We start from the raw sequence: 24,414 nt of genomic DNA on the forward strand, positions 1-24,414 counted from the left end.
CGACCACAGACTTCTCTTTTACAGAATCCCGCTCATGAACAGGCAATCGATTCCGCTTCTCTCGCCGGCTATCGGCACGCACCGCGAACTGGTGTCGTTTCATTTCGGCCCGGCGAATAGCGGGCAGAAGATTTATATCCAGTCATCGCTGCATGCCGATGAAACGCCCGCGATGCTGACGACGGTGCTGCTCAAGCGTCGTTTGCTCGAACTGGAAAAGCAGGGTGCGCTGAACGCGGAAATCGTGCTGGTGCCGGTGGCGAATCCGGTCGGGCTCGGGCAATACGTGCTCGGGCAATTTCTTGGGCGCTTCGATCTGGGCAGCGGGAAGAACTTCAATCGTCACTTCCTGCAGTTTTCGAAAGTGGTGGCGCGCGCCAAGGAAACGTTGGGTTCCGATGCAGCCGAGAACGTGCGGCTAGTGCGGCAGTTGATTGCCGAGGAATTGGCCGATCAGAAACCGTTGACCGAGTTCGAATCGCTGCAACTGGCGATGCTGAAGCTCTCGTTCGATGCGGATGTGATTATCGATCTGCATTGTTCGCTCGAAGCGGCGATGCATCTCTATACCAGCGAGGCTGCGTGGCCGGAGTTCGAGCCGTTGTCGCGCTATCTCGGCGCGCAGGCGTCGTTGCTCGCCACCAATTCAGGCGGCGAATCGTTTGACGAAACGCACAGCCTGTTGTGGTGGAAGTTGCAGCAGGAGTTGCCGGCCAATCAGCCTGTGCCCAACGGTGCGATCGCCGTGACCGTGGAATGCCGCGGACAGCGAGACGTGTCCTACGAAGTCGCTCAGGAAGATGCCGACGCGCTTGTCGATTATCTCGTTTGGCGCAAGGCGATCAAGCTCGATGCCAGGCCCTTGCCGGACTTGTTGTCGCCGGCCACGCCGCTCGCCGGCAGCGAGCAGTTCTACGCACCCGTGAGCGGGATTCTGATTCATCGCGCGAAGATCGGCGACACGATTCGCGTCGGACAGCCGCTGTTCGATATCGTCGATCCGCTGACCGACGAAACGACAACGATCGCCAGCAAAACTGAAGGTGTGTTTTACATGCGGCGCGCGATTCGCTTCGTGACAGCCGGCGCGCCGCTCGGGCGCGTGACGGGCACGCGGCCTTTCAGAACGGGGGTTTTGTTGGGCGCCTGACGTTTTTCTTTGTGCGGGCGCGTGCTGCGATTCAGGCCGCGCCTTACTGCTTTCTGCCCACCAGATAAGTCACGCCATTCGGACCATAGCGCTCTGAATGTGGTTTGTTCGCCGGCAAGTGGAAGACCTCGCCGACGCGATACGCCCGCTCTTCGTCGTCCACGCGGATGCTCAGTTCGCCTTCCAGGATCAGCGCCTTGGCTTCGAATGAATGCTCGTGAACGTCTATCTCGACGTTTGCCTCGCGCGTGACAACCACGGCGTCAGGGAAACCTTCTTTCGTCAGGCTTTCGGTGAATGCGTTACGGTCCATGATGCTCCTATTCGCAAGAGGTGGCGAAGAATGACTGTAACGCCATCCGCCGTTTCGTGCAGGACACCTTGCGCGATAACCACCCGGCGCCGGGCTTCGATCAGGCATGCTGCCTTGACCGAAGCCCGTTCACCTTCGGGCGCCCTTAATTCACCACCAACACCGGCGCAACCGCTGCCGGATCGCTAATGCTCGGCCGCCCATTCTCGACGTGACCCGCGAGACGGCGCGAGAAGCTGGCGTCGTCATTGCTCGTCACCGTCAAGTCGTACCAGTGATGGCTCGACGCCAGCACCCACGCTTCTTCGATATGCGCGCCGGCCGGCACCAGCACCGGACGCGGGCGCGCACCGTACGCGTTGTCCGTCACCGTCAAGCGCGCAATGCCGCTGCCCTTGTTGCTGAACTTCAGGAACACGTTACCGTTCGCGGCGTCGTATTGCACCTTCACTTCCGGGTCTGCAGGCTTGTTGTTGCCGTGGCCTGCTGCGATCTGCGCCGCCGCCTGCTGCGTGTTGCCGGCGAACTTGCGCACGAAACCGTTCGGCCCGAACACTTCGAAGGCGTACACGCCGTTGGTCGCCGTGAGATCGAACGTCTCGTTGATCGACTTGCCCGCTTCGACGGTATAACGCCACGGACCCTCCGTGCGATTCGTCGCGTACATATAGAAATGCGCGCCTTGATCGCCGGTATTGCCGATCGACACCTCGAACGTATTCTTCTTCTCGTTGGCCTGGCCGTTCACATGCAACTCGTACGGCAACGCACGCGCGAAACGAATGCCGCTTTCCTGCGGATCGATGGCGCCCGGCGTCGCGGGGACGGTCGGCTTGGGCTGCGTCGCGCACTGGTTGTCGGCGATGCTCTTGTAGTTGCTCGTGTCGGGCAGCGGCGGCACTTTCGAGTCCGGCGTGCGGAAGTCGAAGGCCGTGGTCAGGTCGCCGCACACCGCGCGGCGCCATGCCGTGATGTTCGGCTCATACACGCCAAAGCGCGCTTCGATGAAGCGAATCACGGATGTGTGATCGAACACCTGCGAGCACACAAAGCCGCCCTTGCTCCACGGCGACACGATCGTCATCGGCACGCGCGGGCCGAGGCCGTACGGCAGGCCGTCGGCGGTGTAGCTGCCGCCGCGCAACGGATTCACCACGTTGTGAATTTCGCCTTCGGTGCTGACCGTCGACTGGCCTTGCGCGCCGGTCGTCGCCGGTTGCGGCGGCACGAGGTGATCGAAGAAGCCGTCGTTCTCGTCGTACATGATGAACAACACGGTCTTGCTCCACACCTCGGGATTCGACGTCAACGCATCGAGAATCTGCGAGGTGTACTCCGCGCCGTATGCGGGCGTATAGCTCGGGTGTTCCGAGTACGCGGCTGGCGGACACAACCACGACACTTGCGGCAGCTTGTTGGCCAGCACGTCGGCCTTCAGGTCGTCGATGGTGCGCACGGTTTGCGCGCGCTCATACAACGGCGAACCCGGCTGCGCGTTGATGAAGTTCGTGAAGTTCTGCAGGATGTTGGTGCCGTAGTTGCCGTTCAACGGATCGGCGCCGGTCAGGCCTTGCTGGTACACCTGCCACGAAATCCCCGCGGCTTGCAGACGCTCCGGGTAGGTGGTCCATGAGAGCAACTGATAATTCGGCGGACCGTCGCCGTCGACGAAATCGTTGTTGTCGAGCAGCGGACCACCCAGCGTGCCGCTCGGATCGACCATGCCGGACATCAGATACGCGCGGTTCGGGTGCGTCGGTCCCGGCAGCGAGCAGAAGTAGGCGTCGCAGATGGTGAACGCGTCGGCCAGCGCGTAGTGGAACGGAATGTCGCTGCGCAGGTGATAGCCCATCGTCATGTCGGTCTTATTGGCGGGCCACTGGTCGTAGCGGCCACCGTCGATCGCGGCATGGGTCTTGTACCAGGAGTGATCCAGATCGCCGAGGCATTGCGCACTGGTGGTCGCCGTGTTCAGATGGAACGGCAGGACCGGCTGGGTCGGATCTTCCTTCGACGGCTGATACCACACCGGCTTGCCGTTCGGCAGCGGAATCGGGAAGCGGTCGTTGTAGCCACGCACGCCGCGGATGTGGCCGAAGTAGTGGTCGAACGAGCGGTTCTCCTGCATGAACACGACGATGTGCTCGACATCGCGGATCGTGCCGGTGCGCGAAAACGCGGGAACGGCAAGCGCATTGCGAATCGACTCGGGCAGCGCGGTCAACGCGGCGGCAGCGCCGGCGGATGAAGCCACGGTCTGCAGGAAACGGCGACGGCTAGTTGATGTCATCGAATATCACCTTCTGCGGGGAGGAACAATAGCGCGCTTCGCGCGCCGGTGGAATTGGGTCAGTTGCTGGTCGCGCTGTCGCCGGGTGCGTAACGCATGACAGGCGCGACTTGCTGGTTGTCCGCGGCGAGACTGGCTTGCATGTTCTGGGTAATCGGATCGGAGGCCGCTGCGGGGTCTGCCGCGAATGTTGAAGATGCGTTGAGCATTGGCGTCGCGGGCGCGGTCGCCGCATTCGGCGCGGCGTCGTTGTTCGCAACGGCCGGCGCGGAAGATGCCGCCGACGGCGCGGAATCGTCCGCCCCGCAACCGCTCAGCGCTAAAGTTGCAAGTGCAACCAAAACGGCACTCACGAGACGCTTGTCTTTTCTCATGTCTGCATCCGGTTTTGTGAAAGCGGGTGCAGTCTCCATCCCTTTCAAGAAATAATTGTGAAACGTTTGCGAGTTGCATAACTTGCATAGATCAGTCGGTTTTGCGAAAGGAAGTGGAAAGTGATAAGTAGGAGAATGGTCATCGCGGCGCCTTCTTCCTGACATTCAGGCGCACTGAAAGATGATTGGCTTTGCACAACCGGAAAGTTCATGACACGCATCGAACGACCTTTCGACATCACGCGTCTCGAAGACGAATGGCTGGAAGCGGACGGCTTCGGCGGTTTCGCGTCGGGCACGGTGGGCACGCTGCGCACGCGCCGCTATCACGCGTTACTGCTTAGCGCTACGCGCGCGCCAGGCGGGCGCGTCGTGCTCGTCAACGGCGTGGAGGCGTGGCTCGAATCGAACGGCGTGCGCTATCCATTGAACATGCAGCGATACGCGCCCGACGTGATCTACCCGAACCTGACAGCGAGTCTTGTCGCGTTTGATACGAAGCCGTGGCCGACCTGGCGTGTGCAAGTCGATACTGAACTTCTGCTAGGCGCTGAGGTGTTTGTCTGTAAGGACACACGCGAAACGATTCTGCGCTGGCGTGTGGAGCGCGCGGGCGACACGAGCGAGAAAAACGCGTACACGTTAAAAGTCAGGCCGTTGCTGTCGGGCCGCGACTATCACGCGCTGCACCATGCAAACCCGGCGCTCAACTTCAACGCGCAGACGAGCGACGATCAGGCCAGCGTGAGTTGGCAACCCTACGGCGACCTGCCGGTGATCCGTGCCGCGACCAATGGCGTCTACACGCACGCCCCGGATTGGTATCGCAACTTCTGCTACGTTCGCGAACGGGAACGCGGCCTCGACTTCAGCGAGGATCTCGCGGCGCCGGGCATATTCAGCTTCAATCTCGCTGATGGCGAAGCGGTGATGGTTCTCAGCGCGTCACACGCCGCGAGTGGCACGCAATCGGCAAACGCGAAACCTGCCGCAATCCACGCCGCGGAACTCGCGCGCATGGAACAACAACGCCGCGATGCGCTCGGCTCGCGTCTCCAACGCTCTGCCGATGCCTACGTTGTCACCCGCAACGAAGGCCGCACGATCCTCGCGGGCTTTCCGTGGTTCACCGACTGGGGCCGCGACACTTTCATCGCGATGCGTGGCTTGCTGATCGCGTCGGGCAGGCTCGACGACGCCGAAGCGATCCTGCTCGAATGGTCGGGCACGCTGTCGGAAGGCATGCTGCCGAATCGCTTCCCCGACTATGGCGACACGCCGGAATACAACTCCGTCGACGCATCGTTGTGGTTCATCGTCGCCGTGCACGACTATCTGGCGACGCACCACGCGAGCGCTGCAACACAGCAGCGACTGCAACAGGCCAGCGAATCCATCCTCACCGGCTACACGAACGGCACGCGCTTCAACATCCAGGCGTCAGCCGACGACGGCCTGCTGAGTGCCGGCGTACCCGGCGTGCAGCTCACGTGGATGGATGCGAAAGTCGGCGACTGGGTGGTCACGCCGCGCATCGGCAAACCGGTCGAGGTGCAAGCACTCTGGATCAACGCTTTGCGCATTGCAGCAACGTGGAATCCGCAATGGCGGCCAGCTGCTGAGCGAGCGTTGCAAGCGTTTCATGAACGCTTTGTCGATCCGTCCACGCAGGTGCTTTTCGACAATGTGGACGTCGATCATGTCAACGGCGCGATTGACCGTTCGATCCGGCCCAACCAGATCTTCGCCGTCGGCGGCCTGCCGTTTCCGTTGCTCGACGGCGCGGCGGCGCGCGCGGTGCTCGATCAGGTCGAAGCACAGTTGCTCACGCCGCTGGGACTGAGGACGCTCGCGCCATCCGATCCGGCCTATCGCGGACACTACGGCGGATCTCCGCTGGAGCGCGATGGCGCCTATCATCAAGGAACCGTGTGGCCGTGGCTGCTCGGCCCGTTCGTCGAAGCGTGGCTGCGAGTCCACGGCGTCGCGGCGGATGCCCGTATGCAGGCGAAAACGCGCTTTCTCGACCCGCTCTACGCGCAGCTCGACCACGCCGGTCTCGACCATCTCTGCGAAATCGCCGACGGCGATGCGCCGCACGCACCCGCCGGCACGCCGTTTCAGGCGTGGTCGCTGGGAGAGTTGCTGCGCATTGAACGCCTGCTTGCCAGGTTGACGACCGCCGGCGCCTAAACCGCGCTACGATGTGTGTCCCACCGCAAGCCCGACGCAAGGATGTAGTCATGCCACCGCTGCGCGCTGCCAATCTGCTCGCCACCATTGAAGGTTCACGGCTGCATTCCGCCGACTGTGCGCATTGGCAGCGCTGGGGACCGTATCTCAGCGAGCGTCAATGGGGCACCGTGCGCGAGGATTACAGCCCGGACGGCACCGCATGGGACTATTTTCCGCACGACCATGCGCGCAGCCGCGCGTACCGCTGGGGTGAGGACGGCATTGCGGGTTTCGGCGACGACAAGCTGAGCTGGTGCGTGTCGCTCGCGCTCTGGAATCGCAAGGACGCGATCCTGAAGGAACGCCTGTTCGGCGTCACGAATGCGCAGGGCAATCATGGCGAGGATGTGAAGGAGCTGTACTTCTACGTCGACGGCACCCCGACGCATTCGTACATGCGCATGCTGTACAAGTATCCGCACGCCGCTTATCCCTACGACGACCTGGTTCAGGAAAACGCGCGCCGTGGCGGCGACATGCCGGAGTACGAAATTCTCGACACGGGTGTGTTCGACGATTTGCGCTACTTCGACGTGCAGGTGGAATACGCCAAACACGCGCCGGACGACATTCTCATGCGCGTGACCATCGAGAATCGCGCGGACCAGGCGGCCTCACTGGATGTGCTGCCGCAAATCTGGGCCCGCAATTCGTGGTCGTGGAAGGGGAGCAAGGACAAGCCCTCGCTCGTCGCGGGCACGGACCACAACGGCGAGGCGCATGTGGTCGGGCATCAGCATGGCCATGAACCGATTGTCGTGACGGCGTGGTCGAAAGACGCGCCGCAAATCACGTGGCTCTTCTGCGAGAACGACACCAACGTCAAGCGCCTTTTCAACATGGACGGTGTGGGCCCGTTCAAAGACGGCTTCAACGACTACCTCGTGCACGGCGATGAACAGGCGATTCGCCGCGACACCGGCACCAAGGCCGGCGCGCATGCCGCGATCGAACTCGAGCCTTACGGACGCGCCGTGGTGTACATGCGCTGGCGTCCGCAGTCGAATCCCGACGACGTGCAATTCGATGCCGACGCGATCTTCGCGCACCGCATCGCCGAGGCCGACGAATTCTATGGCGCGCTGCAACACGAGATCACCGATCCCGATGCGCGTGTCGTGCAACGTCAGGCGCTCGCCGGCATGCTGTGGTCGAAGCAGTACTACCAGTACGACGTGCAGCGCTGGCTCGACGGCGATCCACTTCAGCCGAAGCCGTCCGCCAGCCGCAAGCAAGGCCGCAATAGGGATTGGCGGCACCTGTGCAACGCGGACATCGTGTCGATGCCTGATAAGTGGGAATACCCGTGGTACGCCTCGTGGGATCTGGCGTTTCATGCGGCCGCGTTCGCGCTGATCGACCCGGCGTTCGCGAAACGGCAGTTGCTGTTGCTGGTGAAGGACCGATATCAGCATCCGAACGGGCAGATTCCCGCCTATGAATGGGCGCTCGGCGACGCCAATCCGCCGGTGCACGCGTGGGCCGCGTGGCGCGTGTATGAAATCGACCGCGCGCTCACGGGCAAGGCGGATCGCGATTTTCTGGAACTCGTGTTCCATAAGCTACTGCTGAATTTTTCGTGGTGGGTGAACCGCAAGGACGCCGACGGCCACAATATTTTCCAGGGTGGCTTTCTCGGGCTGGACAATGTCGGCATCTTCGACCGCTCGTCGCCGCTGCCGACCGGCGGCCACATCGATCAGTCCGACGGTACGGCGTGGATGGCCGCGTATGCGCTCGACCTGATGCGTATCGCGCTGGAACTCGCGTACGCCAATCATGTGTTCGTCGACATCGGCGTGAAGTTTTTCGAACATTTCCTGTATATCGCCGAGGCTGTGAGTTGCGACGACGGCTGCGAAACGGGCCTGTGGGACGGCGAGGACGAATTCTTCTACGACAAACTGCGTCTGCCGGACGGCAGCAGCATTCCCATGCGGCTACGCTCGATCGTCGGTCTGATTCCGCTATTTGCGGTGCACGTGCTCGAAGAGCGTCTGCATGGCGGCCTGCCGGGTTTGCGCGAACGGCTGATCTGGTTCCTCGAACATCGCCCTGATCTGGCCAGGCTGGTCTCGCGCTGGAACGAGCCGGGCAAGGGCAATGCGCTGCTGCTCTCGCTATTGCGCGGGCATCGCATGAAAGCGTTGTTGCGTCGCGCGCTCGACGAAAGTGAATTCCTTTCCGATCACGGCGTGCGGGCGCTGTCGCAATACCATCGCGATCATCCGTTCGTGTTCAATCACAACGGCAACAGTTTCACCGTGAAGTATTTGCCGGCCGAATCCGACACGCGCGTGTTCGGCGGCAATTCGAACTGGCGCGGCCCGGTGTGGATGCCGGTGAACTACTTGCTGATCGAGTCGCTATACGAATTTCACCGCTATTACGGCGAGGATTTCAAAGTCGAGTATCCGACCGGCTCGGGCGAGAAGTTCTCGCTAAGCGAAATCGCCGACGAACTGGCGCGCCGCTGCACCACGCTATTTCTCAGGAACAAGCACGGCGAGCGTCCGGTGATGGGCGCGTATCCGCAGTTGCAGGCCGACCCGCGTGCGCGCGATCTGATCCTGTTCCATGAGTATTTCCATGGCGATAGCGGGCGCGGCGTGGGCGCTTCACATCAGACCGGCTGGACCGGGCTGGTTGCGTTGCTGTTGCAGCCGCGCGCGATGAGCGCGTCGGGCAATGTGCCGCTGGCGGGTGAAACGGATCAGGCGCCGATTCCGGCTTCACCTTCGGCGGCAGCCACAGCACCGGCACGCCCGGCCGAGCCCGCGTCTGTTCCTGAGCCTGCGCACGCGTCGGTGAAATAGAGTGCAGCGGCGGCGCGAGCGCGTGAGGTTGCGCAGACCATTTAAACGTTGCACGGTGAACAGGTTGCTTGGCCGTTTTTGAACTGTGTGGGTTCAAGCGTGGTCTTTCATGTACCACCACGTCCGTTCCATTGGTTTCCAAAAGTGAATCCCATGTCGACTACCCCGAATACTCCAGCATCCGATCGCTCCGCCGCCAGCCAACCACCGAGCTGCAAAGTCAGCGCGAGCCCGCAGGAAGCGCCGGCCTCGCCGCCCGGCAAGCGGCCCGCGCCGCCGTGCACGCTGGTGATCTTCGGCGCTGGCGGCGACTTGACCAAGCGGCTTCTGATGCCGGCGCTGTACAACCTCGCAGTGGATGGTTTGCTCGACGGCGGGATGAAGATCATCGGTGTGAATCATGGCGAGCGCGAGACGGGCGCGTGGCGCGACGATCTGCACAAAGCGCTCGAGCAGTTCGCCGCCGACAAGGCCAGCACTTTCCACGCCGGCAAGCTCGACGACAAGGCATGGGACTGGGTCGCTCAACGCCTTGAGTACATGGCCGGCGAATTCGAAACCGACGATACGTTCACGAAGCTCAAGCAAAAACTCGAGCAAACGCCTGGCGGCAATGTGATCTTCTATCTCGCGGTCAGCTCGCGCTTTTTCAAACCGATCGTCGAGCATCTCGGCAAGGCGGGTCTGCTGAAAGAGGGCGACGGCGGCGGTTTCCACCGGATCGTGATCGAGAAACCGTTCGGCACCGATCTCGCGTCGGCCAAAGATCTGAACGCGCATATCCTGTCGTACGCGAAAGAAACGCAGGTGTATCGTATCGATCACTTTCTCGGCAAGGACACCGTGCAGAGCATTCTCGCGGTGCGCTTCGCCAACGCGCTGTTCGAACCGATGTGGCGGCGCGAATATATCGACAGCGTGCAGATCACGGCGGCGGAAACCATCGGCGTGGAAGGGCGCGGCAAGTTCTACGAACAGACCGGCGCGTTCCGCGACATGCTGCCGAACCATCTGTTCCAGTTGCTCGGCATGGTCGCCATGGAGCCGCCCAATTCGTTCGACGCCGAAGCCGTGCGCGACAAGAAAGCCGAAATCTTCGACGCCATCAAGCCGCTGACGCCGGACGATGTCGTGTTCGGCCAATATGAAAAGGGCCCGGCCGGTGTCGGCTATCGCGAGGAACCGGACGTCGCGCCGGACAGCACGACCGAAACCTACGCAGCGGCGCGCGTGTTCGTCGAAAACTGGCGCTGGGCCGGCGTGCCGTTCTATCTGCGCACCGGCAAGCGGTTGGCCGCGCGTCGCACGGAAATCTCGGTGCAACTGAAGCCGGTGCCGTTCCGCCTGTTCCGCGACACGCCCGTCGACGCGCTCACGCCGAACGTGCTGACTTTGCGTATCGATCCCGCGCACGGCACGAGCTTCGACTTCAACGTGAAAACGCCGGGACCGGTCATGCAGATCGGCGCGGTGCAGTCGTCGTTCGACTATGGCGACTTCTTCGCGGAACGCGCCAACGTCGGCTATGAAACCTTGCTCTACGACTGCATGCTCGGCGACGAGACGCTGTTCCAGCGTGCCGACAGCATCGAAACGAGCTGGTGCGCAGTGGATGACGTGCTGCATCCGAAATCCGGCGGCGCGCTGCCGGTGCATGGCTGTCCGGCCGGCAGCGAGGGCCCCGCGGAAGCAGACGCGTTATTGGCGCGCGACGGTCACGCATGGCGGCCGTTGAAAAGGGATGCAGTGCAGAAGAAGTAAGTCAACGAGCCGCATCAACACCATCGGGGGACACCGTGACAGCACGCAAGACTACAGGCAAGACGACGAGCAACGCGAAAAGTAAGACGAAAGTGACCAGCAGCACCGAGCGAATTCTGGCGATCGACGTCGGCGGCACCGGCTTGAAAGCCGCGATCATCGACGCGGACGGCAAGATGAAAACCGAGCGCGTGCGGGTGGCGACGCCGCATCCGTGCACGCCGGATCAACTCGTGGACGCGTTGGCGCAACTGGTTGCGCCGCTTGTCGAACAGGAGCCGCCTACGCTCATGTCAATCGGCTTTCCGGGCGTGGTGCGCAGCAATCGCATCCTGACCGCGCCGCACTTCGGCGTGGAAGGCTGGCATGACATTCCGCTCGCCGATTCGCTGGCGCAACGCCTGGGCGGCTTGCCGGTGCGCATGATCAACGACGCCGAGATGCAGGGCTTCGCGGCGATCGAAGGCCAGGGGCTCGAATTCGTGCTGACGCTCGGCACCGGCGCGGGCACCGCGATGTTTCGCGACGGCGAGCTGATGCCCCATCTGGAGCTTGCGCATCATCCGGTCAGCAAGAAGGGCGTGGCGTACGACGAATACATCGGCGACGCGGCACGTGAGAAAGTCGGGAATAAACGGTGGAACCGGCGCGTTCAGAAGGTGATCGGAATTTTGGGTGCGCTGGTGAATTACGACAAATTGTGGATCGGCGGCGGCAACGCGGCGCGTCTCACAATCGATCTGCCGGCGAACGTGGCCACCGTGTCGAACGATGCAGGTATCGAGGGCGGCGCGCGTTTATGGCATCCGAAGTCCGTGCGTGAGACGCGGCAGTTGCCGGAAGCGAATGAGCGGACGGGCCGCTTCAAGTGATGTTCGACCGCTAAACCATAACCTTGGGGAAGAAAACATGATTCGAAGCAGTCGCTTCGGCGTCGCACGACGCCTGTTGCCGGTCGGCGTGTCTGCCGCGCTGGCGCTTGCCATGGTGCATGCCCGAGCGGCAGAAGCTTTCGTGGTCTCTTCGCCGGGTTTGGCCGACGGCGGCATGCTGGATTCGAGCCACGCGGCAAGCGCGAACAATTGTGGTGGCGCCAATGTGTCGCCGGTTCTGCAATGGCGGAATGCGCCCGCCGGCACCAAGAGTTATGCGGTGACCCTTTTCGATCCCGACGGCGGGAAGGGTCTGGGGATCGTGCACTGGGTACTGTATGGCGTCGCGCCCTCGACGACTTCGCTCGACGCGGGCGGCCAGCCGCCTGGCAGCGTCGCCGGCGCGAATCAGACAGGCGCCGCCGGGTATCGCGGACCGTGCCCGCCGGTGGGGGACAATCCGCATCACTACGTCGCGCAAGTCTACGCGCTCGATCTGCCGCCGGATGCGCTGCCGCCCGGTTTGACGCGGGAGGCGTTGCACGCCGCAATCAAGGATCACGTGATTGCGGCGACGAGCACAGTGCTGCGTTACGGGCGATGAACGCGCTGGCTTGGCGACAGGCGACTACGCTCATCGCGCCGCGTCGCCCCAACGGTATTCCAAACTGGCTTCGTCGAGCTGCGTCTTGACCTGGTCGTCGAGCACGAGTTCGGACGCCGCGAGCGTGTCGCTCAATTGCTCGGCGCGGCTCGCACCGATAATCGCCGACGTGACGAGCGGATTCGCCAGCACCCAGGCGAGCGAAACCCGCGTCAGCGATTCGCCGGTCGGCGCCACGATCGCCTTCAATTGCTCGATCGTCTCGAATTCGCGTTTGTGCCAGTACCGCTCCTGATACATCGCACCGGCCTTGCCGACGGTTTCCGTGAATCGGCCGGACGTCGGCGCAGCATCCAGTTGATGCTTGCCCGTTAGCAGGCCACCTGCGAGCGGGTTGTACGGCATCACGGCCAATTGCTCCTCGGCTGCGAGAGGCAACAATTCGCGCTCGATCTGGCGGAACAACAGGTTATAGCGGGGCTGGACGGAGACGAAGCGCGCCACGCGCAAAACGTCGGCGCGGCCCAGGGCGCGAGCGAGCCGATACGCGAGAAAGTTCGACACGCCGATGTAGCGCGCCTTGCCTGATCGCACGATCACGTCGAGCGCTTCGAGCGTTTCGTCGAGCGGCGTATTCGCGTCGTCGGAATGGAGCTGGTAGAGGTCCACGTAGTCCGTGCCGAGGCGTTGCAACGAGGCGTCGATCGCATCCAGCAGATGTTTGCGCGACGCGCCTTGATCCCACGCCGACGGCCCCATCTTGCCCACCGCTTTCGTCGCCAGAATGAAGCGATCGCGTTTGCCCTTCAGCCAGCGTCCGACGATTTCCTCCGTGCGGCCCGCAATGTTCTCGGTGCCGCCGAGCGGATACACATCGGCGGTATCGATGAAGTTCACGCCGGCATCCGCCGCCGTGTCGAGAATGCGATGCGAGACATTTTCTTCAGTCTGTAGACCAAAGGTCATCGTGCCGAGACACAGGCGCGAAACGGTCAGGCCGGTGCGGCCGAATTTTCGGTATTGCATGGTCAACTCCGGGAATGAACGGAACAGTTCGATAGGCAGTGTTGCAAAAAGGATAAACGGTGTCGGGATTTGGCGCTGACAGCGGATGCTTTCGGGCGTTATTAAATTGAAAGCTTTCTCGTGGACTCTTTTTTACTTTTCGTCCCTTAATTCTTTCATTTCAACACATTAGACATTGCAAGCGTGTAATGTGCCGGCGCGGAAAATGGGTTAAATATTACAAATTCCATACATCAGTAAAAAATAGAAACAATTCTGTTACTAGGGGTAAGGCGCGTCGCGATTGATGCGACTTAATGTGTATGGAATGATACCGATTCTCATTTAACCACTAGCCAGCCATCCCGTCGTTCGTGCCGTGCGCATGACACCGGCAGCCAGCCAATTGCGACTTTGTCACCGATTCCATCTCAGGTATGCGAATCCGGCAAGCGCATTTCCGACGGGAATTCCCATGTTCAACCACACGCCGCTTGCGACTGCGTTAGCGTTAGCTTTTGCCGTTCCCTTTGCGACTCCGGCGGTCGCACAGACTGCTCCGCAAACTACGTCGCAGCCATCGGCCGCGAATGCAAACGCGACGACGACCACCGCAACCGAAAGCGGCACGTTGCCGACCATCGGCGTCGCGGCGCAGGCTGAACAACAGGACTTCCAGGCAGAGCGTTCGACGGTCGGAGCAAAGACGCCCACGGCGCTGCGCGATATTCCGCAGACCGTCACCGTCATCAACAAGGCGGTGCTGCAATCGCAAGGCGCCACCTCGTTCCAGGACGCGTTGCGCAATGCGCCGGGCGTGACGATCGGCGCGGCCGAAGGCGGCCAGATCGGCAACAACATCAATCTGCGCGGCTTCACCGCGCAGAACGACATCTATCTGGACGGCTTCCGCGATCGTAACCAGTACTATCGCGACACGTTCGACCTCGAAGAACTCGAAGTGCTGTACGGTCCGTCGTCGATGCTGTTCGGCCGCGGCTCGACGGGCGGCGTGATCAACCAGGTCAGCAAGAAGGCGAATCTGCATGACTCGGCGGAAGTCACGGGCATGATCGGCACCGACGACAAATATCGCAGCACCGTCGACGTGAACCACAAGCTGACGGATACCTCGGCGATTCGCCTTAACGCCTTCGGCCAAAGCCTCGGCTCGACGCGCGACGTGATGAAGAACAAGGACTACGGCATCGCGCCGGAAGTGCGCTTCGGGATCGGCACGCCGACCGAAGTGACGATCTCCGCGCTGATCCAGCACAACTACGACATGCCGGACTACGGCGTGCAGGCGTTGAACGGCCGCCCGTCGCCGGTGCCGAAGAACACGTTCTACGGCTTGACCACCGACCGCACGATGCAGGACGTGCAGACGGTCACCGCCGCGATCAAGCACAAGTTCTCGGACAACCTGATCCTGACGAATCAGACGCAGTTCTCGCACTCGATGACCGACGCGCGCGAAACCGCGCCGCAAGCGGTCTTGACGGGGCCATTCGCCAGCAGCACCGCGCTGACGAATGGCAATTTCACGACGCTGTCGCCGTCGCAACTGTTCATCAAGTTGCAGAGCCACGATCGTGTGATCGAGAACCACTCGCTATACAACGACACGATGCTGCAATACAAGTTCGTCACCGGTCCGATCAAGCACGACCTGATCGGCGGTATCGACCTCGGCCACGACAGCTATACGAACCAGGCATACACCCGTAACAACTTGCCGGTCGTGACGATGTTGAACCCGGCGTATCTGTCCAACCCTCCCGGTGTGACCACCACGGTCGGCAACTACGCCGATTCCGGCTCGAACGAAATTGGCGCGTACGTGAACGACACCGTGTCGATCGGCCAGAACTGGAAGGTAATCGGCGGTTTGCGTTGGGACCGCTTCCAGGCGCAGATTCACAACACGACCAGCGCGCCGGGTTATGCGACGCAGACCAACTTCTTCACCAGTGTGCGCGCCGGCGTGATTTATCAGCCGACCGACTGGCAGTCGTACTACGCGTCGTACGGCACGTCGTTCAATCCGTCGCTCGAAGCGCTGACGGTGACCAACCTCACGCAGAACCTCGCGCCTGAGTCGACCAGGTCGTATGAAGTCGGCGGCAAATGGGATCTGCTCGGCGGCAATCTTTCGGTGACGTCGTCATTCTTCCGCGAAGAAAAGACCAACGCGCGCACGCAGGTCTCGCCGACCGAATACGAACTCGACGGCGACGTTCGTGTCGACGGTTTCCAGGCCGGCGTGACGGGCCACATTACCGACAAGTGGCAAGTGTTCGGCGGCTATACGTACATGGACGCCATCATCCTGAAGGCGCGCGACGGTACGCAAGGGCACGTGCCGGCCAACACGCCGCGCAACACGCTGACGTTCTGGACCACCTACGCGCTCACGCCGCACTGGGAAATCGGCGGCGGTCCGACGTATATGTCGCCGCGCTATGCGTCGAATACGAACTACGTGCAGGTGCCGGGCTACACGCGCTGGGATGCGACCGCTGCGTATCACGCGAAGAAATACGACGTGCGCCTGAACCTGCTGAACCTGACCAACAAGTACTACTACGACGCGCTGATTCCGTCGGACGGCGGCCGTTCCGTGCCGGGTATCGGACGCACTTTGCTGGCGACGTTCGACTACCGTTTCTGATACGCCTTGAACGCATGCGTTAGGCTTGCCGTTTTCGAAGACGGCAAGCCGACGCAAAAAAAGGAAACACCATGTTGCTGCACATTCCGAACGTACTGAGCGCCGAACAGTTGCGGCTCGTGCGCGAGCGGCTCGACGAGGCGGGCGACGCCTGGGTCGACGGCCGCGCGACCGCCGGTTATCAGGGCGCGCCGGTCAAGCGCAATCAGCAGATCGCCGAGCACACGCCGATTGCGCGCGAGCTCGGCGATGTGATCCTCGCGTCGATCGAGCGCAACCCGCTGTTCATCAGCGCGGTGTTGCCGAACCAGGTGTACCCGCCGCTTTTCAATCGTTACGAAGGCGGCATGCAGTTCGGCAGTCACGTCGACGGAGCCGTGCGCGTGCTGCCCAACGGCGCGAAGCTGCGCACGGACGTCTCGGTGACGCTGTTCATTTCCGACCCCGCCGACTACGACGGCGGCGAACTCGTGATCGAAGACACGTACGGCGTGCAGCAGGTCAAACTGCCGGCCGGCGACATGATCGTCTATCCGGCGACGAGTTTGCATCAGGTCACGCCGGTCACGCGCGGCGCGCGGATCGCAAGTTTCTTCTGGGTGCAAAGCCTCGTGCGCAGCGACACGCAGCGCGCAATGCTGTTCGACATGGACACGGCGATTCAACGGCTGAACGCCAGCAACGCCGACGATACCGCGCGCCGCAGTCTCGTCGGCATCTATCACAACCTGTTGCGGACCTGGAGCGAGACGTGAGCGTACCCGAGGCAATCGACATTCAATCGCCCACGGGCATCGACCATGCGACGGACAACCCGCGTCGGTTGGATAACGACGAATTGAAAGCGCGCCGGCAGCGCTCGCGCCGCGCCACCTTCGTCAAATGGCTGCGCAAGGTGCATGGCTGGATCGGCTTGTGGGGCGCGGCGCTGGGTTTGTTGTTCGGCACCACGGGCTTCCTGCTGAATCATCGCGGCGGCCCGCTCAGAGTATCGACCGGCGAGCCCCAAGCGGCGATGCTGCAGGTGCCCTTGCCGCAACCCGCACCGGAGACGCCGCGTGAGCTGGGCAAGTGGCTCAAGCAGGAACTGAAACTGGCCGGCACGCCCGGGCGCGTTCAGAAAGAGCCGGCGCATCCGGTCGCATGGGGCGAGCGCAGCGTCGTTCAGCCGGAGCACTGGCAACTGAACTTCGCGTCGCCGCATGAGAACACGTCCGCCGAGTACTGGGTGGGCAATGGCTACGTGACGGTCAAGCGCAGCGAGAACACGTTTCTCGCGATGATGACGAACCTGCACAAGGGTGTTGGTCTGAGCGTCGGTTGGGTGCTGCTGATCGATACGCTCGCAGGCAGCATCATTTTGCTGTCGCTCACCGGCGTTTTGCTCTGGACGGAGTTGAACAAACGCAAGACCATCGGCGCGGTGTTAGTGCTGGGATCGATCGTCGCCGCAGTGTGTATGGGCCTGCTGTAAAGACACTGCAAGCCCGCAGTGATCGAGGAAAACCGGTCGCACGCTGACGGCGTTGCGATCGGGAAAATCGTCTTCCACCTGCATTGCATCAAGGTACGTTTTACCTGCATTTCGGCTTCATTTCGCGGCGTCCCGTCGAGGCCGCCCGATTCTCTACATAGCGCTCAGCCCCGCGCCGCGAAAAGCCTGCGGCTTGGGGGTTCGGACGTCGCCCCCACCTTCCTCCTGCATACCGCTACATGCGAGAATCGCGCTACATCAATTGCGTGTGATCGTTAGCCATCCGTCGTATCGGGCACCGCTTTTGCAAGAGCGGTCCGCACGAATATGACCCGCCGCGTCGAGGAGATCGCGTTGAAACAGCCGGACCGCTTCATGTCGGACGCACCACGTGGCGGCTCCGCCGCCCCGTCCTTTCTTGCCGGCGGCGGCGAGCTGGGCGCGCTGATCCGCGCCTTCGACTGGACGCAGACGGCGCTCGGCGCGCCCGACAGCTGGCCACCAGGTCTGAAGATCGCGATCCGCATCATGCTCACGTCGCGTCAGCCGATCTGGATCGGCTGGGGCGACGAGCTGATCTATTTTTACAACGACCCGTACAAATCGATCATCGGCGGCAAGCATCCGGTCGCGCTCGGTCAACCGACCCACGTCGTGTGGCGGGAAATCTGGCCTGACATCGAGCCGCTTCTGGATACCGCGCTGGCGGGCTCCGAGGGCATCTTCGTCGAACAGAAGCTGCTCATCATGGAGCGCAACGGCTTTCCCGAGGAGACGTATTACACCTTCTCGTATAGCCCGATCCCCGGCGAGGACGGCGAACCCGGCGGCATCATCTGCGCCAACAGCGACGACACCATGCAGGTGGTCGGCGAACGGCAACTGGCGCTGCTCAAGGAACTGGCGGCGGTCAGTCCGGACGGCCGCGACTGGCGCGAGGCGTGCGAACTCAGCGCGCGTGCATTGCAGTCGAATCCGCAAGACCTGCCCTTCGCCTTGTTGTACGCGGGCGAACCGGGCAGCGACACGGTCACCCTGGTCGGCGCGAGCGGCATCGAGCCGGGCCATCCGGCGGCGCCGCACACGCTGCGCGTGGACGATTCTCACTGGCCGGTCGCCGACGTGCTCAAGACCCAGGCGCCGCAGATGGTGCGCGACTTGACGCAGCGTTTCGGTACCGCGTTGCCGCAGGGACCGTGGCATCTCGCGCCGGAGCAGGCGGTCATCCTGCCGGTGTCGCCGGGCAGCGAGTCGACGCAGACGGTCGTCCTGATCGCCGGCCTGAATCCTTGCCGCCTTTTCGACGACGCCTATCGCAGCTTTCTGAACCTGGCCGCCGGCCAGATCGGCGCGGCGATCGGCTACGCGCAGGCGTATGAAGAGGAGCGGCGGCGCGCGGAAGCGCTGGCCGAAATCGACCGCGCGAAAACCACGTTCTTCTCCAACATCAGCCACGAATTCCGCACGCCGTTGACGTTGATGCTCGGCCCGCTCGAAGAACTGCTCGCCAAGCCGCAAGCTGTCGCGAGCGGCGACAACGCGCAGGCGGGCAGCGATATCGACGACCGCGCGCTGATCGAGATCACGCATCGCAACGGCTTGCGCCTGCTGAAGCTCGTCAACGCGCTGCTGGATTTTTCGCGGATCGAGGCGGGCCGCATCCAGATTCACACGGAACCGACCGACATCGCCTCCTTCACGGCCGAACTCGCGTCGCTGTTCCAGTCCGCGATCGAGGCGGCCGGCCTGCGCCTCGAAGTGGAGATCCCGGCCACGCCCGTGGTCGTGCAGATCGACCGCGAGATGTGGGAAAAGGTCGTGATGAATCTGCTGTCGAACGCGTACAAGTTCACGTTCTTCGGCACGATCCGGGTCGCGGTTCGCGCTGAAGAAGGCGGCGGCGTCGAGGTCAGCGTGACGGATAGCGGTATTGGGATTGCCGAACAAGAAGTGCCGCGCCTCTTCGAGCGGTTTCATCGCGTGGCGGGTGCGCCGGGACGCTCCGTCGAAGGCAGCGGCATCGGGCTCGCGATGGTGCAGGAACTGGTGAAGCTGCACGGCGGCACGGTGCGGGTCGACAGTGTGCTCGGCGAAGGTGCGTGCTTTACCGTCTCGCTGCCGCGCGGTGCAGTGCCGGCCCAGCCCGAGATCGCAACCGTGCATGCCGCGATGAGCAAGCACGCTCGCACCTATGTCGATGCCGCGTTGCGCTGGACTCCGGAGAACGAAATTCTCGCCGATGCGCCGGCCGGCACGACGCCGGCCGCCGAGGCCTCGTCCGAGGCTGCGCCGGTCGCTGCCGCGCGGCTGCTGGTCGTCGACGACAACGCGGATTTGCGTGAGTACATGAGCCGCATTCTGCGGGCAGCGGGCCACGACGTGCGGCTCGCCACCGACGGCCAGGCTGCGCTGGAAGCCGCTCGAGCGGAGCCACCCGATCTGGTGGTCACCGACGTGATGATGCCGCGCCTCGACGGCTTCGGCCTGCTGCGCGCATTGCGCGCCGATCCGCATTTACACGACACGCCGGTGCTGATCCTGTCCGCGCGCGCGGGAGAGGAAGCGCGCGTCGACGGCATCGAGCACGGCGCCGACGACTATCTGACCAAGCCTTTCTCTGCGCGCGAGTTGCTGGCCCGCGTATCGGGCAACCTGCAACTCGCGCGCTTGCGCCGCGAGACAGAGATGAAGCTGCGCGAGGAATCGCGCACGCTGGAGATTCTCAATCGCGTCGGCTCGACGGTGGCCGCTGAACTCGATCTGAACCGGGCAGTGCAGATCGTGACCGACGCGGCCACCGAACTGACCGGCGCCGCGTTCGGCTCGTTCTTCTACAACGTGCTCGACGAAAAGGGCGGCAGCTACATGCTGTACACGCTGTCCGGCGTGCCGAAAGAAGCGTTCGAGCGGTTCCCTATGCCGCGCAACACGGCGGTGTTCGCGCCCACGTTCCAGGGCGAAGCTATCGTCCGCGTCGACGACATCACCCAGGATTCCCGCTATGGCCACAACGCGCCGTATCGCGGCATGCCGGAAGGCCATCTGAAGGTGCGCAGCTATCTGGCCGCGCCGGTGCAGTCGCGCAGCGGCGAAGTGGTGGGCGGCTTGTTCTTCGGCCACCCGGAGCCCGGCGTATTCACCGAGCGCGCCGAGCGGATCGTGGTCGGCATCGCCGCGCAGGCGGCGATTGCCATCGACAACGCGCGTTTGTATCAGGCAGCGCAAACCGAAATCGCCGAGCGCGCCAAAGCGCAAAGCGCATTGCGCGATCTGAACGAAACCCTGGAGCGCCGCGTGATCGAAACGGTGGCGGACCGCGACCGTCTGTGGGAGTTGAGCGAGGATCTGCTGGTGGTGGCCGATATCGAAGGCCGCTTGCAGCGCGTGAGTCCATCGTGGAGCACGGCGCTCGGTCATAACGTGCAATGGCTGATGTCGCGTTTCTATGTCGATCTGGTTCATCCGGACGACGTGGAGACTGTCCGCGCGCATCTGGCCGAACTGCGCAGGACGGGCGTGCCGGTGCGCTACGAAAACCGCTTCAAGCGGATCGACGGCACATGGCGCTGGGTCGCGTGGACCCTGGCCCTCGATCCCGACACGGCGCGCATTCACGGCGTGGGCCGCGACGTCACCGTCGACAAGGAAACCACCGAGGCGCTGCGGCATGCCGAAGAAGCGCTGCGCATGGCGCAGAAGATGGAAGCGATCGGCAAGCTCACGGGCGGCGTCGCGCATGACTTCAACAACCTGCTGCAAGTGATCGGCGGCAATCTGCAATTGCTGGCAAAAGACGTCGCCGGTTCGGAGAAGCCCGAGCAGCGCGTGCGCAATGCGCTGGCCGGTGTGGCGCGCGGCGCGAACCTCGCTTCGCAACTGCTCGCGTTCGGGCGGCGTCAGCCGTTGGCGCCGAAGGTCGTCAATCTCGGCCGCTTCGTGCGAGGGCTCGACGACATGCTGAGGCGCGCGCTCGGCGACGGCGTCGAAATCGAAACCATCGTGTCGGGCGGCTTGTGGAATACGCTGGTCGATCCGTTTCAGGTCGAGAACGCGCTGCTGAATCTGGCGATCAACGCGCGCGACGCGATGAACGGCCACGGCAAGCTCACCATCGAAGCCGGCAACGCCGCGCTCGACGACGTCTACGCCAAACGCAACGCGGAGGTCACGCCGGGCCAGTACGTGATGCTGGCGGTCACCGACACGGGTTCCGGGATGCCGCCGGAAGTGCGCGAGCGCGTGTTCGAGCCGTTCTTCACAACCAAGCCTGAAGGCCAGGGCACGGGCCTCGGCTTGAGCATGGTGTATGGCTTCGTCAAGCAGTCCGGCGGCCATGTGAAGATCTACAGCGAGGAGGGCCACGGCACGACGATTCGCATCTATCTGCCGCGGCTGCGCCAGGAAGAAGACCTCGAAACGAATATCGACGCCGGTCCCGCCAAGGGCGGCACGGAAACCATTCTGGTGGTCGAAGACGACGAGGAAGTGCGCACGACGGTGGTCGAGATGCTTTCCGATCTCGGCTACCGCGTGTTAAAGGCGAAAGACGCGCAGAGCGCGCTGGCGATCGTCGAAAGCGGCGTGCCGATCGACATGCTGTTTACCGATGTGGTAATGCCGGGTCCGCTGCGCAGCACCGAACTCGCCCGCAAGGCGCGCGAACGGTTGCCGGCGATCGCGGTGCTGTTCACGTCGGGCTATACGGATAATGCGATCGTGCATTCGGGGCGGCTCGATGAAGGCATCGAATTGCTCAGCAAGCCGTACACGCACGAAGCGTTGGCGCGCAAAGTCCGCTACGTGCTGCAAGCGCAGAATCCGCAGGCGGCCGAAATCGCCGAGGCCGAGCAGCATCTTCTCGAGATCGATCCACCCCTTATGCCGGATAGCGCGGATAGTTTCGCCACGCAGACGCGGCTGCGGATTCTACTGGTGGAAGACGACGAGCTGATTCGCGTGAGCACCGCTGAATTGCTGCGCACGTTCGACTTCGACATTCTGGAAGCCGAAGGCGAGCATGACGCCAAGCAGATTCTCAGCGAACACGCGATCAGCGTGATGCTGACCGACGTAGGGCTGGCGGGCAAGTCGGGCATCGATCTGGCGCTCGACGTGTGTCGCGAGCGGCCCGATCTGCGCGTGATCTTTCTGACCGGCTACGACCTCGTGCTGACGCCGGAACAGCGCGCGGTCTTGCCGCACGCGATCCTGCTGCGCAAGCCCTACGATCCGCTCGATCTCATCGATGCGCTGAAAACGCCGCTGCGCTAAACCCGCTGGCGCGCCGGCGGTTGCCGGCGCGCCAGCGGGAAAGTGCGCGCTCGCGCTAGAATTCCCGGAGATCGCCAGAACCGCTGGTTCCACTGGAATTCGCCGATGACCCCACCCGTCAACGAAGTCGACGCCGCGCTCGTCACGCGGCGTTCGATTCGCGCCTTTCTGCCCACGCCCGTGCCGCGCGCGGACATCGAAGCCATTCTTGAAGCGGCCAGCCGCGCGCCTTCGGGCACCAACACGCAGCCATGGAAAGTCTACGTGGTGACGGGCGGGTCGCTGGCGCGTCTCTCGCAGGCCTTGCTGGCCGCTTACGACGACCCGCAACGCGACGCGCTGTACCAGGAAGAGTACCCGTACTATCCGCATCAATGGGTGTCGCCGTATATCGATCGGCGCCGCAAAATCGGCTGGGATCTGTGCGGCCTGCTCGGCATCGAAAAGGGTGACAAGGCGCGCATGCACGAGCAGCATGCGCAGAACTATCGCTTCTTCGGCGCACCGGTGGGTTTGTTCTTCACCATCGACCGGGTGATGGAGCGCGGCAGCTGGCTCGACTACGGCATGTTCCTGCAGGCGATCATGACGGCCGCGCGTGGGCGGGGGCTCGATACCTGTCCGCAGGCCGCCTTTACACCGTTTCATCGGGTGATTGCGGAGCATCTCGGCTTGCCGGCGGAAGAGCAACTGGTGTGCGGCATGTCGCTCGGTTTCGCCGACGAAAACGCCTTGGTCAACACATTGCGCACAGTGCGCGAACCGGTCGAGCGGTTCACGCGATTTCTCGATTGACGGCGCCCGGTCGCGGTCGAGGTCGAAGCAAGTCTCCCCATTCCATTGGACCCATATGAAAACATCGCGCCGCCAATTTCTGTTGCTGGGCGTGAGCGCGGGCTCCGCGCTCGTGCTTACTCGTGCCGCCTTCGCCGATACCGCGAATACGATCAGCGAAACCGATCCGAAGGCGCAAGCCGTCGGCTACAAGGCGGACGCTTCCAGGGTCGACAAGGCGAAATTCCCCGGCTACGCCGCCGGACAAACCTGCGGCAACTGCTCGCTGTTCCAGGGTAAAGCCAACGACGCATACGGAGGTTGCACACTGTTCGGCGACAAGCAGGTCGACGCGCGCGGGTGGTGCAGTTCGTATTCGAATATCTGAACCGCAAGGGGCGGCGCGTGATCCGGTTCGCCGCGCGCCGCGTTCACGGCGGTCAATTCAACGCGCTCAGCACCAGTTCGTGCGAACGGCCGATCCATACGGCTGCGTCGCGGTGATCGCGCAGCGCGTCGCCGGTATTCGGGTGCAGGAAGATATCCAGCGCACCGTGATTCAGCGTGAGCCAGCCGACCAGTTCGGCGAACCGGTCTTGTGTGAACGCGAGCTGATACGACCACATGGGATGCGGGCCCACCGGGCGCTCGTGAAAGCGGCCCAGTTGCAGTGTGCCGCCCCAGTGCGCGTCGATCTGCTCGCGGAACGTCCACGCTGCGTCGCGGCTGCCCGCATCGAAATACACGTGGGCGTGCCAGCTCGTGATGGCCGAGGTATCGCGAAAGGTCATAACAGGTCCG

Annotated in this window: 17 protein-coding genes; 12 read left to right on the forward strand and 5 right to left on the reverse strand. The window is 62.9% G+C overall.

Going from position 1 to position 24,414, the window contains the following annotated elements:
- Window positions 1-34: 34 nt before the first annotated feature.
- Entirely contained in the window at window positions 35-1,150 is a 1,116-nt protein-coding gene (locus RI103_RS19675) for a M14 family metallopeptidase (RefSeq protein WP_310817013.1), read from the forward strand.
- Between the two features lie 43 nt (window positions 1,151-1,193).
- Here the strand turns inward: RI103_RS19675 and RI103_RS19680 are convergent, their stop codons facing one another.
- The 3 genes from RI103_RS19680 to RI103_RS19690 form a co-directional block, all read right to left on the reverse strand.
- Window positions 1,194-1,463 carry a cupin domain-containing protein gene (locus tag RI103_RS19680; RefSeq protein ID WP_310817015.1) on the reverse strand — a complete coding sequence of 90 codons (270 nt, stop codon included), beginning with the start codon at window positions 1,461-1,463 and terminating at the stop codon, window positions 1,194-1,196.
- Between the two features lie 145 nt (window positions 1,464-1,608).
- Window positions 1,609-3,753: a phosphocholine-specific phospholipase C gene (locus RI103_RS19685; RefSeq protein WP_310817017.1), complete on the reverse strand. Its 2,145-nt coding sequence runs from the start codon at window positions 3,751-3,753 to the stop codon at window positions 1,609-1,611.
- A gap of 59 nt (window positions 3,754-3,812) precedes the next feature.
- Window positions 3,813-4,127 carry a hypothetical protein gene (locus RI103_RS19690; RefSeq protein ID WP_310817019.1) on the reverse strand — a complete coding sequence of 105 codons (315 nt, stop codon included), beginning with the start codon at window positions 4,125-4,127 and terminating at the stop codon, window positions 3,813-3,815.
- A 210-nt stretch (window positions 4,128-4,337) separates the two neighbouring features.
- On the opposite strand from RI103_RS19690, the gene RI103_RS19695 reads away from it, so the two are divergent.
- The 5 genes from RI103_RS19695 to RI103_RS19715 all read left to right on the forward strand — a co-directional run bounded on the left by RI103_RS19695 (window position 4,338) and on the right by RI103_RS19715 (window position 12,415).
- Complete coding sequence (locus RI103_RS19695) at window positions 4,338-6,320, forward strand: amylo-alpha-1,6-glucosidase (RefSeq protein ID WP_310817020.1); 1,983 nt, start codon at window positions 4,338-4,340, stop codon at window positions 6,318-6,320.
- A 50-nt stretch (window positions 6,321-6,370) separates the two neighbouring features.
- Window positions 6,371-9,178, forward strand: a complete 2,808-nt coding sequence (locus tag RI103_RS19700; RefSeq protein ID WP_310817022.1) for an MGH1-like glycoside hydrolase domain-containing protein — start codon at window positions 6,371-6,373, stop codon at window positions 9,176-9,178.
- Window positions 9,179-9,331: 153 nt separating this feature from the next.
- The gene (gene zwf, locus RI103_RS19705; protein WP_310817023.1) at window positions 9,332-10,939 is read left to right on the forward strand and encodes a glucose-6-phosphate dehydrogenase; all 1,608 of its coding nucleotides are present in this window, start codon (window positions 9,332-9,334) and stop codon (window positions 10,937-10,939) included.
- Between the two features lie 92 nt (window positions 10,940-11,031).
- Window positions 11,032-11,811: an ROK family protein gene (locus RI103_RS19710; RefSeq protein ID WP_310817025.1), complete on the forward strand. Its 780-nt coding sequence runs from the start codon at window positions 11,032-11,034 to the stop codon at window positions 11,809-11,811.
- Between the two features lie 37 nt (window positions 11,812-11,848).
- Window positions 11,849-12,415 carry a YbhB/YbcL family Raf kinase inhibitor-like protein gene (locus RI103_RS19715; RefSeq protein ID WP_310817027.1) on the forward strand — a complete coding sequence of 189 codons (567 nt, stop codon included), beginning with the start codon at window positions 11,849-11,851 and terminating at the stop codon, window positions 12,413-12,415.
- 30 nt (window positions 12,416-12,445) lie between these two features.
- Here RI103_RS19715 and RI103_RS19720 read toward each other — a convergent pair whose 3' ends face one another.
- Window positions 12,446-13,441 (reverse strand): aldo/keto reductase, encoded by a 996-nt coding sequence (locus RI103_RS19720; protein WP_310817028.1) that lies wholly within the window; start codon window positions 13,439-13,441, stop codon window positions 12,446-12,448.
- Window positions 13,442-13,895: 454 nt separating this feature from the next.
- On the opposite strand from RI103_RS19720, the gene RI103_RS19725 reads away from it, so the two are divergent.
- The 6 genes from RI103_RS19725 to RI103_RS19750 all read left to right on the forward strand — a co-directional run bounded on the left by RI103_RS19725 (window position 13,896) and on the right by RI103_RS19750 (window position 24,001).
- Window positions 13,896-16,094 carry a TonB-dependent siderophore receptor gene (locus RI103_RS19725; RefSeq protein ID WP_310817029.1) on the forward strand — a complete coding sequence of 733 codons (2,199 nt, stop codon included), beginning with the start codon at window positions 13,896-13,898 and terminating at the stop codon, window positions 16,092-16,094.
- 71 nt (window positions 16,095-16,165) lie between these two features.
- A complete protein-coding gene (locus RI103_RS19730) occupies window positions 16,166-16,849 on the forward strand; it encodes a Fe2+-dependent dioxygenase (protein ID WP_310817030.1) in 684 nt (227 codons plus the stop codon).
- Window positions 16,846-17,568 carry a PepSY-associated TM helix domain-containing protein gene (locus RI103_RS19735; protein WP_409077011.1) on the forward strand — a complete coding sequence of 241 codons (723 nt, stop codon included), beginning with the start codon at window positions 16,846-16,848 and terminating at the stop codon, window positions 17,566-17,568. Before RI103_RS19730 ends, RI103_RS19735 begins: the two co-directional genes overlap by 4 nt.
- Before the next feature lie 327 nt (window positions 17,569-17,895).
- A complete protein-coding gene (locus RI103_RS19740) occupies window positions 17,896-22,839 on the forward strand; it encodes a response regulator (RefSeq protein ID WP_310817032.1) in 4,944 nt (1,647 codons plus the stop codon).
- A 105-nt stretch (window positions 22,840-22,944) separates the two neighbouring features.
- Entirely contained in the window at window positions 22,945-23,634 is a 690-nt protein-coding gene (locus RI103_RS19745) for a nitroreductase (protein ID WP_310817033.1), read from the forward strand.
- A 55-nt stretch (window positions 23,635-23,689) separates the two neighbouring features.
- Window positions 23,690-24,001, forward strand: coding sequence for a high-potential iron-sulfur protein (locus RI103_RS19750; protein WP_310817034.1), 312 nt, complete (start codon window positions 23,690-23,692; stop codon window positions 23,999-24,001).
- Window positions 24,002-24,053: 52 nt separating this feature from the next.
- Here RI103_RS19750 and RI103_RS19755 read toward each other — a convergent pair whose 3' ends face one another.
- A complete protein-coding gene (locus RI103_RS19755; protein WP_310817036.1) occupies window positions 24,054-24,404 on the reverse strand; it encodes a DOPA 4,5-dioxygenase family protein in 351 nt (116 codons plus the stop codon).
- Window positions 24,405-24,414 lie beyond the last annotated feature (10 nt).

The organism is Paraburkholderia sp. FT54 (assembly GCF_031585635.1).
In the GTDB taxonomy this organism is placed as follows: domain Bacteria; phylum Pseudomonadota; class Gammaproteobacteria; order Burkholderiales; family Burkholderiaceae; genus Paraburkholderia.

Coding starts and splice junctions, on each gene's coding strand:
- RI103_RS19730 (WP_310817030.1), top strand. CDS start 16,166: ATGTTGCTGCACATTCCGAACGTACTGAGCGCCGAACAGTTGCGGCTC.
- RI103_RS19715 (WP_310817027.1), top strand. CDS start 11,849: ATGATTCGAAGCAGTCGCTTCGGCGTCGCACGACGCCTGTTGCCGGTC.
- RI103_RS19745 (WP_310817033.1), top strand. CDS start 22,945: ATGACCCCACCCGTCAACGAAGTCGACGCCGCGCTCGTCACGCGGCGT.
- RI103_RS19750 (WP_310817034.1), top strand. CDS start 23,690: ATGAAAACATCGCGCCGCCAATTTCTGTTGCTGGGCGTGAGCGCGGGC.
- RI103_RS19695 (WP_310817020.1), top strand. CDS start 4,338: ATGACACGCATCGAACGACCTTTCGACATCACGCGTCTCGAAGACGAA.
- RI103_RS19675 (WP_310817013.1), top strand. CDS start 35: ATGAACAGGCAATCGATTCCGCTTCTCTCGCCGGCTATCGGCACGCAC.
- RI103_RS19725 (WP_310817029.1), top strand. CDS start 13,896: ATGTTCAACCACACGCCGCTTGCGACTGCGTTAGCGTTAGCTTTTGCC.
- RI103_RS19690 (WP_310817019.1), bottom strand. CDS start 4,127: ATGAGAAAAGACAAGCGTCTCGTGAGTGCCGTTTTGGTTGCACTTGCA.
- RI103_RS19720 (WP_310817028.1), bottom strand. CDS start 13,441: ATGCAATACCGAAAATTCGGCCGCACCGGCCTGACCGTTTCGCGCCTG.
- RI103_RS19700 (WP_310817022.1), top strand. CDS start 6,371: ATGCCACCGCTGCGCGCTGCCAATCTGCTCGCCACCATTGAAGGTTCA.
- RI103_RS19680 (WP_310817015.1), bottom strand. CDS start 1,463: ATGGACCGTAACGCATTCACCGAAAGCCTGACGAAAGAAGGTTTCCCT.
- RI103_RS19740 (WP_310817032.1), top strand. CDS start 17,896: ATGACCCGCCGCGTCGAGGAGATCGCGTTGAAACAGCCGGACCGCTTC.
- RI103_RS19755 (WP_310817036.1), bottom strand. CDS start 24,404: ATGACCTTTCGCGATACCTCGGCCATCACGAGCTGGCACGCCCACGTG.
- RI103_RS19685 (WP_310817017.1), bottom strand. CDS start 3,753: ATGACATCAACTAGCCGTCGCCGTTTCCTGCAGACCGTGGCTTCATCC.
- zwf (WP_310817023.1), top strand. CDS start 9,332: ATGTCGACTACCCCGAATACTCCAGCATCCGATCGCTCCGCCGCCAGC.